The following is a 17,631-nucleotide window of genomic DNA, read 5'->3' on the forward strand; positions in this document are numbered from 1 at the left end:
TTCCGTATGATTTGTTTTTAAGGCAACTGTTAAGTACCTTTAATACATTTTGGCCGTATTTTCAAACCTTTCGGTAGTGAAACCGTGATCGGCGGCATATTGTTTTCCCTGTGCTGCCCACAGCATACCCCGTTCCATCAGGATCTGGGCGGTGGGGGATTTTTCGAAAACATCATCATGGTGGCCGAGGGAATTGTAAAATACCCTGCCGTTGCCCCAGAATTTGGTCCAGGCTACAGGCATATCCACCTCCTTATTGGAAATATGGTAATAAGGTACGATAGGGAAACGGGTGGTTGCCAGAACCTCCACTGCCGGATCCACATGCAGATAATATTGTTCACTGCATACGGGGAAGTCTTCCAGACCTTCCACAATAGGGCTGGAACCTTTGCATATGTTTACCTGGTAGGAAACGCCGTCTCCGCCGGGATGACTTACCCACTGGCCACCGGTCATAAATTGCCATTCCACATCATTGCGGAATGCGTCGCACATACCGCCGTGGCAGCCTGCAAGCCCGGTTCCCGCAGCAACGGCTTTTACAATATTTTCACGGGCTTTCCCATCGATTTCCCCCATGGTCCAGCAGGGGATAATCAGATCCTGGCCCATGACAAGATCCAGATCCAGCAATACCTCCTGGTTGTCATAAATGGCACAGGAATAGCCGTTTTTCTCCATAATACCGGCGAACCGCTCCGCTACCTTATCCGGTTCGTGGCCATCCCAGCCCCCTTTGAAGATCAATACCTTTTTAGTACTTGTCATCTGAATGCTCCTTTCTTCCCCGTGTGAGGAATCCCTTTTTGGCTAAGAAGAATTTCTTATTTTCTTTGTGCTTGTATTATAGCAGGACAGCGCGTATAATGATTGCCATAATGGAAATAGAAGTAGCCATAAATTGCTGTTATGAGTTGCGGACGAAAAGCGGAGGCGGGTGGGTTTGCCCGGACGGAAGCCATTGACATGCATACAGGAGGACGGATGAATCCATATTACGAAAAACGGAGCGGCAGGCTGCAGGTGGGAGTATCCGAGAATATGAATTTCCCCGCCCACCTTCATGATGATGTGGAGATGCTTTATTGCCTGGAGGGCGGAATCCGCGTTACCATTATGGGAGAAACCAGGCTGATAACCCCGGGTGAATGTGCAGTGATTTTCCCGGAAAGAGTACACAGCTATCTTTCAGAAGACAACAGCCGGATTCTGCTTCTTATCTTTGGGACATCCATGTCCGGCACCTACGGAAGAACCATACAGAAATACTACCCGGAAAATCCCTTTCTGGAGAAAAAAGAAATCCCGGCGGATGCCAGGCTGGCTTTCCGCCGGTTATGCAGCAAAGAGGTGCACAGGGACGATAAGCTGTGCCTTGCATGGATACAGGTGATCCTCGCCAGTCTTTTCCCTAAGCTTACCCTTTGTGAGGATGAAAGGCCGGAGGACATGGATCTGACCTACCGGCTGGTACGGTATGTGATGGAACATTTTCAGGAGCCCTTAACACTGGAAGAACTGGCAAGGAAACTGCATGTGAATAAGTATTATTTATCCCACACCTTTTCCGGCCGTCTGCAGATGAATTTCAGGGAATATCTGAACCGGATAAGGCTGGATTATGCCATGCAGCAAATCCGGTCTTCTACAGGAAAACCGCTGACGGAAATATGGGAAGAGGCAGGTTTTGAGAGCCAGAGAAGTTTTAACCGTATTTTCCGTGAGGCGGCGGGGATTTCCCCGAAGGAATACAGGAGCCGGGAAAGCTGAAAATTCCATCTGGACTAAGGTGCAGTCTGAGGTATATAATAAACAGGATTTAAGAAACAGGCTTTTAAAGCCGGGAACTCATTTTGTGGCGATATAATAAAGGAGGGTGGTTCTTTTATGACTACAGATATAATTTCTGCATAGCAGGGGCTATTGCAGAATTCGTGAATACATGCATAATAGCCTTTGCTTATCCTGAATTCATATTTTTAGGAGGGCAGAATGGGCTACAGAAAGGCAGAGAAAATATTGCCGCCCGATGTGGTGGCACTGATACAGCAATATGTGGATGGGGAGTATATTTATATTCCCAGGAAAGAAGAAAACAGAAAAAGCTGGGGAGAATCCACAGATTACAGGCGGGAAATGGAAGAACGCAACCGCCGGATCTATGCGGATTATAAACACGGCATAAAGACGGAAGTGCTTTCCGGCAAATATTTTCTGTCGGAGAAAAGCATCCAGAGGATTATTGCAAAAGAAAAACGAAAAACAGCGTAAAGGAAAGGATTCCAGATCCCGATGGGGAAGGAATCCTTTTTCTTATCTTTTTTTAATAAAAATGTATGAGGGGGAAATTCTGCGCGTGTTGTGTTATTTTATAATAAGCCGGCAAATACAGGGAAGAAGAAACAGCAACAGGAACTGTGTTCTTCCGAAGAGGGAGGATAGCTTTATGATGGAAGATGTTTTTCATGCATAGCAGAGGCTATTGCATGAATTTATAAACGAATACCCTGGCGAAAACGCCATATAAATAGTGAGAATAGCTTCTGCAATTTCCGGAATGTAAAAAGCAGGAAAAGGAGATGCAGATGAGCTATTGTATAAAAGAGGAATGGACCGTACTTCCGGAAGCGGCTCCGGCTGTCAGCAGGAACTGCCCCGGCTGCAGGAAAAAAAGCATATTCAAAAACAGCGGGAACTTCAGAATTAATGCCAACGGAAATAAAATAGATGTATGGCTGATATACCGCTGTGAGAAATGTGATACAAGCTGGAATATGGATATTTATACAAGAATATCGCCCGGAGCGCTTGAAAAGGATCTATATGACAGATTTTTGTCGAATGACAAAGCTGCGGCGTTGGAATACGGCTGCAGAAAAGAGATTCTCAGCAGGAATAAGGCGGAAGCGCTGTGGGAACAGGTCCCGCTGAAGGTAGATAAGACATGCTGCAAAGCGAAGTCTCCCGCCGCAGGCAGGGAGACATTGGAAACGGACAGCGTTGTAAAAACAGAAGTCCCGGTAAGCCGGATTCTTTCCATACACAACCGTTATGGTATCCCGCTGCGCTTAGATAAACTTCTGTGCAGTGAATGGGGCTGTTCCCGGAAGAAACTGGGACAAATGGAGGAGAGCGGGCATTTATGTATCCGGACAGGAGGAAAGAACAGCAGGTCAAAAATTCCTGAATATATAGAAGTGGAAATCAAGGAGCCGTTCCCGCGTGGATAACCGCGGGGCGGCTCCCGCTTTTTGACCGGTGTGCTAATCATGATACATTAATCGAAAACATTAATTTAGATTTAATGGAAAAGTGTACCTCAAACTTGAGTTCTGCCAGCCGTTAAAAACGGCTGGTTTTTTATTGCTTGTAAATATTGTGTATAATGCGCATGAATAACGAAAAAACAGATGCAAATTAAAACGAAATAGTATACAAAAAAAGGAATAGCCTGTACAAGATTATAATAAACTAAAAAAATAACACATTTTACAATAAATATTAAGTATATTTGCACAAGCAAAGTTTATATAATGTCCTTGTTGACAAGAAACGTATATGTATTATGGAGGGATTCGTTATGAAGAGAAAAACAATAAGTATCGGGATGGCGGTTCTTTTGGCAGTGTCCCTGCTGTCCGGCTGCGGCGGAACGAGTACGGCTGAAACCGGAAATACGGGGAGCGCGGAAGCGGTACAGGAAACGGACAATGCCAAAGATACGCAGGCCGGAGGGGAAGAAGCCGGAGAGCCGGTTACCATCAATTTCCAGACCTGGAATCCGGGAGAGGGGGCGGCAATTGACGAGGTTATTGCAGCTTTTGAGGCGAAATATCCGAACATTAAGGTCAATCATGTATATATGCCCTATACCGACCATGTGGAAAAGCTGAAAATTGATTTGGCCAGCGGAGAAGGCGCGGATGTGTTCGGTATGCAGACCGGCGCAACCATAAAGGAATTCCGGGATTTTGAAATGGATCTGACAAGCTTTGCGGAAGAATCATGGGGAAGCAGCTGGCAGGATCAGTACATGGATTTCTGCATGGATCTTCTGAATGAGGACGGCCATTATTACGGACTTCCTCTTGGACTCACCTATGCCGGTTTTACGTGGGCGGATGTAAATATGCTGAAGGAATACGGACTGGAAGTGCCTTCTTCCTATGATGACCTGAAGGAATGTGCAAAGGTGCTCCGTGATAATGGGCAATATCCTCTGACCATTGGGGCAAAAGACGCCTGGATTAATATCGATACCTGGATGAGTATGGCAAATGACATCAACGCAGAAAAGCTGTATTCCGCAATAGAAGGGGAAACACCTTTCACGGATCCGGAGCTGGTGGAATCCCTGGCATTGTGGCAGTCCTGTTTCACTGAAGGAATATTCCAGGATGGAGCTTTGGGCGTAGGCGTATATAATGATACCTCCGATCTCTTTGAAAAGGAAGGAAGTATACCCATGATTCAAAACGGTTCCTGGGCCGCAGGCTTTTATGTGAGCGGGGATCCGGATCAGGACAGGGTTTTTAATTCCGAAGGGGCGGATCATGATATTTTCCTGATTGACTGGAATAATGACGGCCAGGTATGCCCGGTTACCGCATCCGTGGATGTCTGCCTGTGTATGAATAAAAACACCAAAAATCCGGAAGCTGCCTGGACATTTATTGATTTCATGCTTCATGAAGGCCAGGATATCCTCATTAACCATTATTTCTCCTATTGTCCCTCCAGAAAGGATCTGGATCTGAATGTACAGGGAATGAACCAGGACGGACTGGATAATCTGGCGTATATTGTGGAACAGGCCGAGAACAACCTGGGCGGCTACCGGGAAATGGCTTATGCGGATCTGAAGCAGGTGATCAGTGATCAGCTGACGGTACTTGCCCTGGGAGATGCCACACCGGAAGAAGCGGCAGCAACAATTGAAGCGGCTTCCCAGGCACAGGCCAGGTAGAAACAATATACGGCAGTTTCGTCAAATATGCCGCAGGAATCAAAGAGGGTGCTTCCGGGAAGTCCCGGGGGCATCCTCCTAAGGAGGGAAGTACCGTGAAAAAGAAATCCTGTACGGGGTATTTATTTATCCTGCCGATTGTGATCCTTTTCCTGATATTTATCGTCTATCCTATCTGTTATAATTTCGTTATCAGCTTTTATGAATGGAACGGTATCAATATCGAAAAGGTGTTTGTGGGACTTGATAACTATAAGAATGTTCTTAAGGATCCCATCATGCTGAAGATTATCAGAAATTTTGTGGTGTTTGCTTTATTTACCATTATTATTCAGGCGTTTTTCGGTCTGGTATTCGCTAACTTTTTTATAAGAAAGCTGAAGTTTGCTTCTTTTTACCGGATTATATTTTATATTCCTGTAATTGCCACGCCTGCAATTGTGGGGAATATTTTTTCCAAAATATTTGAGACCAACAGAGGCTATCTGAATGTATTTCTGCGGTTTCTGCATCTGGACGGATTGTGCCAGCAGTGGCTGGCGGATCCGAAATGGGCGCTTGCCTGTATTATCTTCGTAAATATATGGCAGTGGACGGGGTACAGCATGCTGATGTATTATGCCAATATGCTGAATATCCCCCAGGATTTGTATGAAGCGGCAACCATTGACGGGGCCGGGCAGATCCAGCAGTTTACCAAAATCACGTTTCCGCTTCTGAGGGGGACCCATTATACCCTGTTTATCATGGGAATGCTGGGATCGTTAAAATGCTTTGATCTTCCTTATGTGCTCACCAGGGGCGGCCCGAATTATGCCACAGAGTTCTTTTCCACCTATATTTACAAGCAGTCCTTTAATCTGTTTAAACAGGGGCCGGCGTCGGCGATTGTCATGGTAATGTTTGTGGTGGCAATGGTGATTACGCTGATACAGCTGAAATTTTATTATCGGAATGATAAGGATAAGGAGTTGGCGGGCTGATGAGAAAATCATTTTTATTTAAAATAACCGGACAGCTGATATGTGTTCTTGCGACGGCGGTTTTTCTGTTCCCGCTCGTGCTTATGATCATCCGCTCGTTTAAAGGGGAAGGCATCCGCAATTACGCAAAGGTTTTTGAAACGGTGAATCTGGCGCCTAATTTTTTTACCAGCATTACCGTTGTGCTCGGCACGCTGCTCATTGTTTCCGCAGTGGCGGCAATGGCGGCATTCGCTTTTTCCAAGCTGGATTTTCCGTTTAAAAAGGCTATTTATTATATGCTTCTTACCGGAATGATGATTCCTACCTCGGCGCTTATTTTCCCGTTGTTTCAAATCGTAAAAGGGCTTAAAATAAATAATACCCCTTTTTCCCTGATTTTTCCTTATGCGACGCTGAACTGCTGTTTTAACCTGATGGTGCTGAAAAACTATTTTGACGCACTGCCTAATGAACTGATGGAATCCGCCAGGATTGACGGGGCGGGAAAAGGCAGGATTTTCCTGAGTATTATGATGCCCATAGCGGTTCCGGGGCTGGCTTTTGTCCTGATACAGACCTTTCTGTCGGCCTGGAACGAATTGCAGATGGCTATGATTTTTATCAATGATACATCTCTGCAGCCTATATCGGTGGTTCCGCTGCGGTTTACGCAGACCGCGGGGGTGCAGGGGTTTCCGCTGGAGGTGATGTATGCGGCACTGGTGATTTGCCTGAGTCCGATTGCCGTGTTTTACATATTCGGATCCCGTTTTCTGATAGCGGGGCTGACACAGGGAGCCATAAAAGGATAAAAGCAGGAGGGGGTTCCCATTATGAAAGGCGTTCCTATTACTTTCCGTATACGGAAAAGCCTGAGTACCAAAATCACATGGATGAACGCGGGGATAATCCTGCTGATTTTCATCAGCCTGATATTTGCAACGGTATCGATCAATTACCAGCTGACCCTGGAAAATGAGAAACAGAAAATGAATGTTTATATTTCCAATACCTTAAGCTCTATTGACAATAAGCTGAAGGATATGGGAAGGGTTTCGCTCATGACTTATTCCGATGAGCGGACCCAGGCTATCTTGAAGAATTATAATTCTTATGAATATGCCCGGCAGCTGGAAAGCGTGGAATATTTGAGAAAGCTGTATACCTCCCTTATCACCATCCGGGAGGATATCAATTCCGTCTATCTTTTTGATTTGGATTCCCTTGTTTTCTGGCAGGATAACCTGGATCCGTCCCTGCGGAGAGATTCGGATATGACTGTGTTCCTGAAGCGCATGGAAGAGTGGGAGGGAAAGGAAAGAAGCGTGTCGGGCTGCCGGCTGGTGGTCGGGGTGCAGCCGGAATTCATGCGGTACAGCACAAGAAACATGGAGGATGAATATACCAGGCACTGCATATACCTGGTGCGGGCGATCCGGAGTTTTTCCCCCAATGAGCCGATCGGGCATATCCTTCTGATTACAACCATGGAAAATATCCGGGAAGTACTGAATGAATACCTGGATGAAGAAGTGGAGTATACACTTTTGACGGAGGAAGGGGATATTGTCTGTGATGAAGATGCGGAGTACCTGGGAAAGAATATAAAGGATGTTTCACCGGAAATCTATCTGCGGATGAATGAAGATGCAGGGGTTTTCCGGGAACGGATAAGGGGAAAGGCCTGTCTGGTCACATATCAGAAATCCCGGTACAGCGGCATGATACTGGTGACCAGAAGATCGGTGGCTCTCATATGGAAGGATGCCATGCGTTTTATCGGGATCACAGTCGCCATTTTTCTGGTTCTCCTTGGATTAACCGTATCCCTGACCTTCCATGGAACGAGGAAAATGCTCCGTCCCCTGACAATGCTGACCGATTCCATGGCCCATTTTAACCAGGATGATATGGGGATGCGGTTTGCGGTTGCCTCCGAAGATGAAACAGGCAGGCTGGTGGCTTCCTTTAATAAAATGATGGATATGATAAACCAGCTGATTGAGTCGGAATACGAAGGGAAGGTGCGCCTGAAGGAGGCGCAGCTGAAGCAGCAGAGGATGTCCCTGCTGTATCTGAAAAACCAGATTAATCCCCATTTCCTGTACAATACACTGGATACCATCCGCATTAAGGCGGAACTGAACGGGGACAGGGAAGTGTCTGCCATGATCATGCAGATGGTTGATTTCTTCCGGCTGAGTGTAAAAGCCGACAGCCAGATGGTATCGGTAAGCCATGAGATCCGCCTGATTCAGGCTTATCTGAAGCTGATGTGCTGCCGGTATCCGTTCCTGAACTGCGAATATGATATCGATGAGTCGCTGCTGGATGTGGAAATGCCTAATTTCATTCTGCAGCCGCTGGTGGAAAACAGCGTGATGCACGGGCTGCGGGGCGTGGGCTACCGGGGCACGGTGCGGCTGTCAGTCAGCAGGGAAGCGGCGGGCGGGGAAACAATTGTTATCCGTATATATGACAACGGGGCAGGATTCTCCCCCGGAACCAGAAGCCTGCTGGAGAATGTGCTGCAGAATGCAGGGGACGATACCTGTGAAACAGGGGCGGAGGAAATGCACATTGGTATCGTCAATGTGCAAAGAAGGCTGAAAATGTTTTATCCGGATACCGCAGGGCTGTCCTATCAGGACAATCCGGAGGGCGGGGTCACGGTGACATTAATCATAAAAAACAATATAGAAAGAGAGAGGGTATGAAATGAAAAAACTGGATTTTGCGACCTACAAAGACAAAGTGATGGGCTGCTGGGCGGGCAAAAACATCGGCGGCGTGCTGGGAGCGCCGTTTGAAGGAAAGAGGCAGGTAAATGATATCTCTTTTTACACCCAGGATTTGTCCATGGGGCCTCCGCCCAATGATGATCTGGATCTGCAGATCATCTGGCTGGCGGCGGTGGAACGCTACGGCAGGAATGTAAACGCCTCCATACTTGGGGAATACTGGCTTTCCTACTGCATTCCCAACTGGGTGGAATATGGTACGGGAAAAGCGAACCTGCGTGCAGGTCTGCAGCCCCCGTTGTCCGGGCTGATTGACAATACCTATAAGGACAGCTGCGGCTGTTATATCCGTTCGGAAATATGGGCCTGCCTGGCTCCCGGAAATCCGGAACTGGCAGCACGCTATGCCTATGAAGATGCCATTGTGGATCACGAAGGGGAAGGCATGTATGGGGAAATTTTCTTCGCCGCCCTTCAGAGTGCCGCTTTTGTGGAAAGTGATAAGCGGAAGCTGATCGATATTGCGCTGTCCTATATCCCGGAGGAAAGCAAGATAGCGGCAGCTGTCTGCAAGGCCATGGAATGCTACGACGGCCATGTGGACTTTGCGGAGGCACGCAGGCAGATACATAACACGGCTCCCGGAACCTTCGGCATCCAGAGCGGCACCATCCATGATATCCCGAAGGAAGGAAACGAAGGGCTGGAAATCGGGGCGCCCGGCTTTGATGCGCCGGAAAATGTGGCATTTACCATTGCCGGCTGGCTTTATGGGGAAGAAGATTTTGGCAGGAGCCTTTGTATGGCGGTGGCCTGCGGAGAGGATACGGATTGTACCTGTGCAACCCTGGGGGCAGTGCTGGGAATCATCTCCGGCGCTTCAGGACTTCCTGAAAAATGGACGGCGCCTCTGGATGACAAAATTGCCACACTATGCATCGATAAGACCAGCGGCGGCATCTGGGTGCCTTCCACGGTGACCGAACTTACCGAGCGGGTGATGCGTGCGGTACCCGGCTTCCTCGGCCAGGATATCTGCGATATTTTTGCGGAAGGCGGAATGACGATTACGTGTGAGGAAGGCAGCGGATTATACTGCAAAAAGACTACGGATTATCTTCCGAAAATCAATGGAAACGGCAAGGACGAAGCGCTTCCTGTCAGAGATCTTTGCAGCCTTTCCCCTTATGTGGTAAGATATGCGTTCCCGGCGTTTAACATTATGGTGGATTACGAGGACTCTGTCTTTTTCAGGGCAGGAGAAACCAGGAAAATAAAGGTAACTGTCACCAACTCCCATACCATGCGTCAGCAGCAGTGGGCGAAAATCAGCGTTTATATGCCCTCCGGAGTAGAGCTGCTGAATGGGAAGAGCTATACCCTTCCGCTGAATAATCTGTACGGATCCAAAGCGGAAGCGGAAATTGCGTTTCATACAGAAGGTTATGACGACGGAAAGCTGGAATTTGTGGTAGAGGTATCGCTGGAAGGACGACACTCTTCAGGGGCTGTAAAGGTAACACTGATGCGGGAGGCATAGTACTGTTCAGACTCATCGGAACGGTTGCGGAAGCATATAGTATAAGCCCATGGCCGGAAGGCCGTGGGCTTACGGTCTTTGCCGCGGGCACGGCAGATGGCAGGGGAGGCAGAATGGGAAATTCGCTGAAAGTAATGCTTGTGGATGATGAAGTGACAATATTGGAGGGGTTTAAAAGACTGTTCGACTGGAAAGCCTATGGCTGTGAGGTGGTGTGCGAGGCATGGGACGGGGTGATGGCGGTAAACCAGGCAAAAATATACCGGCCGGATATTATTGTTATGGATATCAATATTCCCATTATGTCGGGGCTGGAGGCGCTCCGGGTGATTCGGGATCAAAATGGGGAATGCGCCTGTATTATTGTGAGCGGCTATGATGAATTTGCATACTGCAGGGAGGCGCTGCGATTGCGGATAACGGATTATATTCTGAAACCGGTTGACTTCAGCGAGTTCGGCAGAGTGATCGAAGGCATAAAGCTGAAGCTGATAGAAAACAGATGCCCACAGGAAGGCAGCTGCGGAGAAAAGCCGGTATTCCAGCTTGCGGCTTATCTTCAGGAGCACCTTGCGGAGGATATCACCCTGCTGACCCTTTCGGAGGAATTCCATATGAACCCCTCCTATATCAGCCAGCTGTTTAAAAATGAGCTGGGTATGAAATATCATGATTACCTGACCCGTCTGCGTATGGATAAAGCAAGGACGCTTCTGGCTTCCACCGGAAAAAGCATTACGGAGATAGCAGGGGAGGCCGGATTCCGGGATTACCGGGTATTTACAAAGGTTTTTAAAAGTGCGGAAGGGGTATCCCCCACCGCTTTCAGAAACGGATTTTCAGTCAAATAGCCCGACATAAACATCGGGCTGTTTGGCCACAGGATTTGCTATTGACAAGTAAGGTTTATTATTATAAACTAGGTTTATAATAATAAACCTTACTTGCGTTCGGAGATAGATAAGGCCGGACGGCGCAGAAAGCAGGGAAGGTGTGCCGATGCGCACAGAAGGGAGCGAATATGGAAATACCAAGGATTCCGGATGGGGAATACCGGTTTGCACAGATCGTCTGGGATACAGAGCCTGTAAACTCCACAACACTGATAAAGCTTGCCGGGGAACGTCTGGGCTGGAAAAAAGCGACCAGTTATACGGTGCTTCGAAAACTTTGTGAGAAAGGGATACTCAGGAATGAAAACGCCACCGTTACCGCGCTTGTGAAGAAGGAAGCCGTCTGCAGACAGGAAAGCGAGCAGCTGCTGCACAGAAGCTTCGGTAATTCCCTGCCTGCATTTGTCGCGTCCTTTCTTCAGGATAAAAAGCTGACGCAGCAGGAGGCAGAGGAGCTGAAACGCCTGATCGACGCCGCCAGCCTGGGCGGGGATGAAAAGGAAAACAATTCATAATGTCCCGTACGATGGGAGGAGGCGTGAACATGTATGCAATTTTACGTATGCTGCCCCAAATGATAAATATGACACTTGCCGCGTCCTGTGCCGGCTTTGTGGTCTTACTGCTGCGCACGGTGCTCCGGAAGGTGCCGTCAGGGTATTTTTATGCGCTCTGGCTCCTGGTGTTCCTTCGTTTCCTGTGCCCCTTTACCCTGGAGTCTGCGGTAAGCCTGATTCCGGTAAGTCGGGACGCGGTAACCTATAAATCCATAGTCACTGCCGGGATCAATGCATATACGGGAATGAGTGCGGCGCTGCCTTCGGACAGTGTGCTCCGTACAATCCCGGCCGCCGCCGGGCGGATGGGGGTGGACCACGGGAAGCTGTTCATGGGGGGCTGCACAGCGGTATGGCTTGCGGGAATGCTTGTGTTCCTGGCTGTTGCGCTGCGTTCCTGTCTGCGCCTGAAAAAGCAGGTGTCGGAAGCTGTTCTTCTGTTTCCGAAAGAAAAGGGGCAGGCCCGTGTATATGAAAGCCAGCAAATCACTTCCCCTTTTCTGCTGGGGTTTGTACGGCCTGCGGTTTATCTGCCTGCCGGGATGAAGGAGAGTGAAAAACAACACGTGCTTGCACATGAATACCAGCATATACGGCGTAAGGATTATCTGATAAAGCCGGTTTGTTTTCTTGCTGCTGTGCTTCATTGGTTCAATCCGCTGGTCTGGCTTTTTTTCCGGTTTATGACGGAGGATATGGAACGTTCCTGCGACGACGGCGTATTGCGGAATATGACCGCACAGGAACGTGCAGGGTATGCACAGACCCTTTTACGCCTGGGGCTTCGTAATAATGGGCTGGGGTATATGCTGCCGGCGGCTTTTGGGGAAAGCAACACAAAAAAACGTATTTCCCATATTCTTAGCTTCCGTAAGCCTTCCGGCTGGCTGTGTGCCGCAGCGCTGCTTCTTGTGGCGGCGGCGGGCGTAATGCTTCTCACTTCTCCGGCGGCCGGAAAAGGAGGTGCGCAGGAAGAAGAAAGCACACAGGAAGAAAGCACCGTAACGGCCGGTCCTCTGGAAGGAGAGGCGCTGGCGGCCGGGCTGTCGGATAACAGAAATCCGTATATAGGGGATCACATCAGGGATGCGGCACTGTTCGGGATGCTTCCGGTTCCGGAGGTATTGGAATACCGCAAAATGGAACTGCAGACGACGCAGGAGCCATATGAACTGATTATGGTTTACCGCCTCCGGGAAAATGCGGAAATGCCGGGAAAGGAATGGAGCTTCTCCAACGCGGCTCTACTATTTGCCTCCATCGAAAATGCCGGAAAAATCAGCTGCGCCGTAGAAAAAGGAGCGGAGGAATACCGTATTACTTATGACAGGAGTGAGGCGGAAGCTGTTTTCGGCCCGCTGTACGCGTATTCTGCCGATACGGAAAAAATGGCTGAACTGCAGAGGCTGCTTTCCGCATATCTGGAGAACGGAATGACCATATCCCTTGGAGAGGAACGGATATACGATCTGGATTCCGAAGGAAACAGGACTCTGCGTGAGACGGCAGCGGAAACTTCGGAGGAACCGGCTTCGGAAACGGAAACGGGGCAGACGGAGCACGCGTCCGTCCGGATGGAACTGGACAAAGACGTGTATTCCCTGAAGGAGCCTGTTCTGACTATGACGATAACCAATCTGTCGGACTATAATCTGAACTTCGGTGATCCTTATGATTTGATGAAGGAAGAAAACGGGGAATACCGGCTTGTCCCGATGAAAGAAAATACCGGCTGGCATGATATATTACATGTGCTGGAGCCGGGGGAAGAAAAGGAACAGGAAATGGATATAAGCCTGGTTTATGGAGAACTGGAACCCAGTAATTATTGCATTAACAAGTCGGCTGCTCTGGAAAAAGAGGACGGGGAAGAGGATCCCGTCATACTTCTCAATATCCCTTTTGTATTATATTAAGGATCAAGCGGAAAAAACCTGGGACTGCCGGAGCATGTAAACGTGCTGCCGGCAGTTTTTAATCGGATTTGTTTAGAATGAACGTATTTTGAATATTTATAAGAAGGGTACAGGCACAATTGGTATGCGGATTTATACATTCAGACGCTGCGTTGTAAAATATATATGAAAATGCGGAAAAATAATTGAGAATTTTAATCAATAATGCTAGCGGAGCGGAAAAGAATATGTTATAATTTTAACAGTTATGCGGCCGTACATTTTATCCTGCCGGCCGCATACGGAACGGATGGGCTGTCTGAGGGGAACGGCCCGGCCTGTGCCGGCAGGGAGCCGGTACGGAAAACGAGAAGGAAAGGGGAAGTTACATTTCAATGAGCCGACTGAAAATCAGCACACCTGACCGTGCCCAGTTAACTGTGGAACGGTTATACAAGGATCTGGAACGTCATATTGTTGCCAGCCCGCCGGGATTATGCCCGGTCGATCTGCAGCTGTCCTTTTTGAAGCTGTGCCACGCACAGACCTGCGGCAAATGTGTGCCCTGCCGAGTGGGCCTGCTGCAGCTTCAGAATCTGCTGGAACAGGTTCTGGACGGGACCGCCACTATGGATACACTGGCCCTTATTGAGGAAACCGCGAATAATATCACGGATTCCGCAGACTGCGCCATCGGTTTTGAAGCCGCCCATATGGTTCTGGCGGGGCTTCAGGGCTGCAGAGATGATTATGTTTACCATATTGAGCACGGTAAGTGCTCTTATTCCATCAACCAGCCGGTTCCCTGTGTGGCGCTGTGTCCGGCGGGGGTTGATATTCCGGGCTATATCGCCCTGGTTGGAGAGGAAAGATATGCGGATGCTGTTTCCCTCATCCGTAAGGACAACCCTTTTCCCACGGCATGTGCCCTGATCTGTGAGCATCCCTGTGAAGCCAGATGCCGCAGGAACATGATTGACAGCTCCGTGAATATCCGGGGACTGAAACGGATGGCGGTGGATAATGCCCGGGCCAATACGGTGCCTGTGCCGCCGAAGGCTCCGTCCACCGGAAAGAGGATCGCTATTGCCGGCGGCGGCCCCGGCGGCCTGTCTGCCGCTTATTACCTGGAGCTGATGGGGCATCATGCGGTGGTGTTTGAACAGAAAAGCAAGCTGGGAGGCATGCTGCGCTATGGGATTCCTAATTACCGGTTCCCAAGGGAGCGGCTGGATGAGGACATTGAAGCCATTTTGTCCACCGGTGTGGAAGTACATACCAATGTCAATATCGGAAATGGGGAGGAGGACATTCCCCTGAGCCGGCTCAGAGAAGAATTTGATGCGGTTTATATCGCTATCGGCGCCCATACCGATAAGAAGATCGGGATGGACGGAGAGGACGTGGGCGGCGTGATTTCGGCCGTGGAAATGCTCCGCAATATCGGCGACGGGAACCCGCCTGATTTTACCGGTAAAAGGGTAATCGTGGTAGGGGGCGGCAACGTGGCTATGGACTGTACCCGTTCGGCGTTACGGCTTGGGGCCGATAAGGTGGGGATAGCCTACCGGAGGCGCCAGAATGATATGACGGCGCTGCCGGAGGAAGTGGAAGGCGCGATTGCAGAGGGTGCCGAACTTTACAGCCTGAAGGCCCCTGTGCGCGTGGAAGCGGGCGAGGATGGAAATGTGGCGGCTCTCTGGGTGCAGCCTCAGATAATAGGGCCTATTGATGCCTGGGGACGTGCCCGTCCGGTACAGGCCAATGTGGAATTAAAAAGGATACCCTGCGATGTTGTTATCGTTGCGGTCGGCCAGGGAATTGAATCCCGCCATTTTGAAAATTCCGGCGTGCCGGTACACCGCGGTACCATTGAAGCGCTTGCGGAATCCAGTGTCAGGGATATCCCCGGCATCTTTGCGGGAGGGGACTGCGTAACCGGCCCGGCTACGGTAATACGCGCCATCGCGGCGGGAAAAGTTGCCGCGGCTAATATTGACGAATACCTGGGGTATCATCATGTGATTTCCTGTGATGTGGAAATCCCTCAGGTGACCTATGCGGATAAAAAGCCCTGCGGCCGTGTGAATATGGAAGAACGGGAAGCCGGCGAAAGGAAATGTGATTTCTGTGAGATTGAACGCTGCATGACAAAGGAGGAGGCCGCACAGGAAGCGGGCCGCTGTCTCAGGTGTGATCATTACGGATATGGAAATCTGAAAGGAGGCCGCGCGGCAATATGGTAACACTGACAATAGATAACAGAAAAATCAGCGTGCCGGAAGGTACTACAATCATGAAAGCGGCTGCGTCCGTTGGGATTATGATTCCCCATCTTTGCTATCTGGAGGGTATAAATGAAATAAGTGCCTGCAAGGTGTGCGTGGTGGAGATGCAGGGCAAAACCAAACTGATTACCGCCTGCAACAACCCGGTGGAGGAAGGGATGGTGCTTTATACCAATTCCCCCAAGGTACGTTCGGTGAGAAGGACAAATGTGGAATTGATCCTTTCCCAGCATAACAGCAACTGTGCCACCTGCGTGCGCAGCGGGAACTGTAACCTGCAGAAACTGTCCAATGATCTGGGGATTATCGATATCCCATATAAAAAAGAAATCATGGAAATGCCCTGGAACCGGGATTTCCCTCTGATACGGGATTTCAGTAAATGTATTAAGTGCATGCGCTGCGTGCAGATATGCGACAAGGTACAGGATCTGCATATATGGGATGTGCAGAACACAGGGTCCAGAACAACGGTGGATGTGTCACAGAACCGTATCATAGAAGAATCCGACTGCAGTATCTGCGGGCAGTGCATCACCCACTGTCCCACAGGGGCGCTGCGCGAAAGGGATGATACGGCCGGAATATTCCGTGCGCTGGCGGATCCGGAAACCGTTACCGTTGTCCAGGTGGCACCTGCGGTGAGAGCGGCCTGGGGCGAGGCCCTGGATTTGCCGGCTTATATGGCAACGGAAGGGAGAATGGTTGCCGCCCTCAAAAAAATAGGTTTCGATTATGTATTTGATACCAATTTTTCAGCGGATCTCACTATCATGGAAGAAGGCAATGAGCTGCTCGCAAGACTGGCGGATCCGGAAGAGAAGAGATGGCCCATGTTCACCTCCTGCTGCCCGGCCTGGGTGCGTTTTATCAAATCCCAGTACCCGGAAATGGCGGCGCATCTGTCCACCGCCAAATCCCCCCAGCAGATGTTCGGTGCCATAACCAAAAGCTATTTCGCCGGGAAAACAGGAGTGGATCCGGAAAAGATCTGCAGCATCTCCATCATGCCCTGTGTGTCTAAAAAGATGGAAGCCGTCCTGCCGGATATGTACAGTGCGGGAGCGGGGGCCGATGTGGATATTGTTCTGACGACCAGGGAGTTTGCCAGGCTTGTAAAAGCGGAGCATATCGCCCCGGCTCTCCTTACGGAAGAGGCCTTTGATTCCCCCCTGGGAGAAAGCACCGGCGCCGGTGTGATTTTCGGCGTGACGGGCGGCGTTATGGAAGCCGCCCTGAGAACAGCCTACTATTGTGTGGAAGGTGTAAACCCTCCTCCGGATACCTTTTCCGATGTAAGGGGATATGAAGGGAGAAAGGAGGCCACCTTTACCTTGGGAGGAAAAACGCTTCGTACCTGTACGGTCAGCGGGCTTAAGAATGCCAGGGATCTGATGGAGGATATCCGGTCGGGAGCCGTCCGGTATGATTTTGTTGAGGTCATGGCCTGTCCCGGCGGCTGTGTGGGAGGAGGAGGCCAGCCGATTCTCGACGGCGCGGAGATGGCGGATGTCCGCGGGCCGAAGCTTTATAAGCTGGATACCCAGAGACCGCTGCGTTTTTCCCATGATAATCCGGAAATCAGAAAGCTTTATGAGGACTATCTGGGCAAACCGCTGGGAGAAAAAGCGCATCATCTGCTGCATACCCACGGGTAAAATCTAAACAAAATGCTTGACAGCGCAGGAAGTCCCACAGTATAATAAAACGGATTCGTAGAAGGAAAGGACAACACCCTTATACCACGGGTGTTGTCTTTTTGTGTGAAAAGCTTGAAATAAAG

General features: G+C 49.6%; 14 protein-coding genes. 13 read left to right on the forward strand and 1 reads right to left on the reverse strand.

The features are described from left to right. Window positions 1–39 precede the first annotated feature (39 nt). Window positions 40–771 carry a ThuA domain-containing protein gene (locus DXA36_RS02235; protein ID WP_118675954.1) on the reverse strand — a complete coding sequence of 244 codons (732 nt, stop codon included), beginning with the start codon at window positions 769–771 and terminating at the stop codon, window positions 40–42. Between the two features lie 216 nt (window positions 772–987). Here DXA36_RS02235 and DXA36_RS02240 point away from each other — a divergent pair, with 216 nt between their 5' ends. The 13 genes from DXA36_RS02240 (at window position 988) to DXA36_RS02305 (ending at window position 17,506) form a co-directional block, all read left to right on the forward strand. Next, complete coding sequence (locus DXA36_RS02240) at window positions 988–1,773, forward strand: AraC family transcriptional regulator (protein ID WP_182478877.1); 786 nt, start codon at window positions 988–990, stop codon at window positions 1,771–1,773. A gap of 222 nt (window positions 1,774–1,995) precedes the next feature. Further along, complete coding sequence (locus DXA36_RS02245; RefSeq protein ID WP_118675956.1) at window positions 1,996–2,274, forward strand: CD3324 family protein; 279 nt, start codon at window positions 1,996–1,998, stop codon at window positions 2,272–2,274. Window positions 2,275–2,588: 314 nt separating this feature from the next. Then, window positions 2,589–3,233, forward strand: coding sequence for a DUF1062 domain-containing protein (locus tag DXA36_RS02255; RefSeq protein WP_182478878.1), 645 nt, complete (start codon window positions 2,589–2,591; stop codon window positions 3,231–3,233). Window positions 3,234–3,583: 350 nt separating this feature from the next. Beyond that, on the forward strand, window positions 3,584–4,969 hold the full coding sequence (locus DXA36_RS02260; RefSeq protein WP_118675959.1) for an ABC transporter substrate-binding protein: 1,386 nt from the start codon (window positions 3,584–3,586) through the stop codon (window positions 4,967–4,969). A 95-nt stretch (window positions 4,970–5,064) separates the two neighbouring features. Continuing rightward, a complete protein-coding gene (locus DXA36_RS02265; protein ID WP_118675960.1) occupies window positions 5,065–5,952 on the forward strand; it encodes a carbohydrate ABC transporter permease in 888 nt (295 codons plus the stop codon). Beyond that, window positions 5,952–6,746 (forward strand): carbohydrate ABC transporter permease, encoded by a 795-nt coding sequence (locus DXA36_RS02270; RefSeq protein WP_118675961.1) that lies wholly within the window; start codon window positions 5,952–5,954, stop codon window positions 6,744–6,746. Before DXA36_RS02265 ends, DXA36_RS02270 begins: the two co-directional genes overlap by 1 nt. 21 nt (window positions 6,747–6,767) lie before the next feature. Further along, window positions 6,768–8,651 carry a cache domain-containing sensor histidine kinase gene (locus DXA36_RS02275; protein WP_118675962.1) on the forward strand — a complete coding sequence of 628 codons (1,884 nt, stop codon included), beginning with the start codon at window positions 6,768–6,770 and terminating at the stop codon, window positions 8,649–8,651. Window position 8,652: 1 nt separating this feature from the next. Then, window positions 8,653–10,215, forward strand: a complete 1,563-nt coding sequence (locus DXA36_RS02280; protein ID WP_118675963.1) for an ADP-ribosylglycohydrolase family protein — start codon at window positions 8,653–8,655, stop codon at window positions 10,213–10,215. Window positions 10,216–10,328: 113 nt separating this feature from the next. Then, complete coding sequence (locus DXA36_RS02285) at window positions 10,329–11,066, forward strand: response regulator transcription factor (protein WP_118675964.1); 738 nt, start codon at window positions 10,329–10,331, stop codon at window positions 11,064–11,066. 170 nt (window positions 11,067–11,236) lie between these two features. Then, window positions 11,237–11,623, forward strand: coding sequence for a BlaI/MecI/CopY family transcriptional regulator (locus DXA36_RS02290; RefSeq protein ID WP_118675965.1), 387 nt, complete (start codon window positions 11,237–11,239; stop codon window positions 11,621–11,623). Window positions 11,624–11,652: 29 nt separating this feature from the next. Next, on the forward strand, window positions 11,653–13,581 hold the full coding sequence (locus DXA36_RS02295; protein ID WP_182478879.1) for a M56 family metallopeptidase: 1,929 nt from the start codon (window positions 11,653–11,655) through the stop codon (window positions 13,579–13,581). 374 nt (window positions 13,582–13,955) lie between these two features. Further along, a complete protein-coding gene (locus DXA36_RS02300; RefSeq protein WP_118675967.1) occupies window positions 13,956–15,806 on the forward strand; it encodes an NAD(P)-binding protein in 1,851 nt (616 codons plus the stop codon). Further along, the gene (locus tag DXA36_RS02305; protein ID WP_118675968.1) at window positions 15,800–17,506 is read left to right on the forward strand and encodes an NADH-dependent [FeFe] hydrogenase, group A6; all 1,707 of its coding nucleotides are present in this window, start codon (window positions 15,800–15,802) and stop codon (window positions 17,504–17,506) included. The genes DXA36_RS02300 and DXA36_RS02305 overlap by 7 nt, the downstream gene beginning before the upstream one ends. Window positions 17,507–17,631 lie beyond the last annotated feature (125 nt).

Origin of the sequence: Eisenbergiella sp. OF01-20 (genome assembly GCF_003478085.1) — a bacterium.
Classification (GTDB): domain Bacteria; phylum Bacillota; class Clostridia; order Lachnospirales; family Lachnospiraceae; genus Eisenbergiella.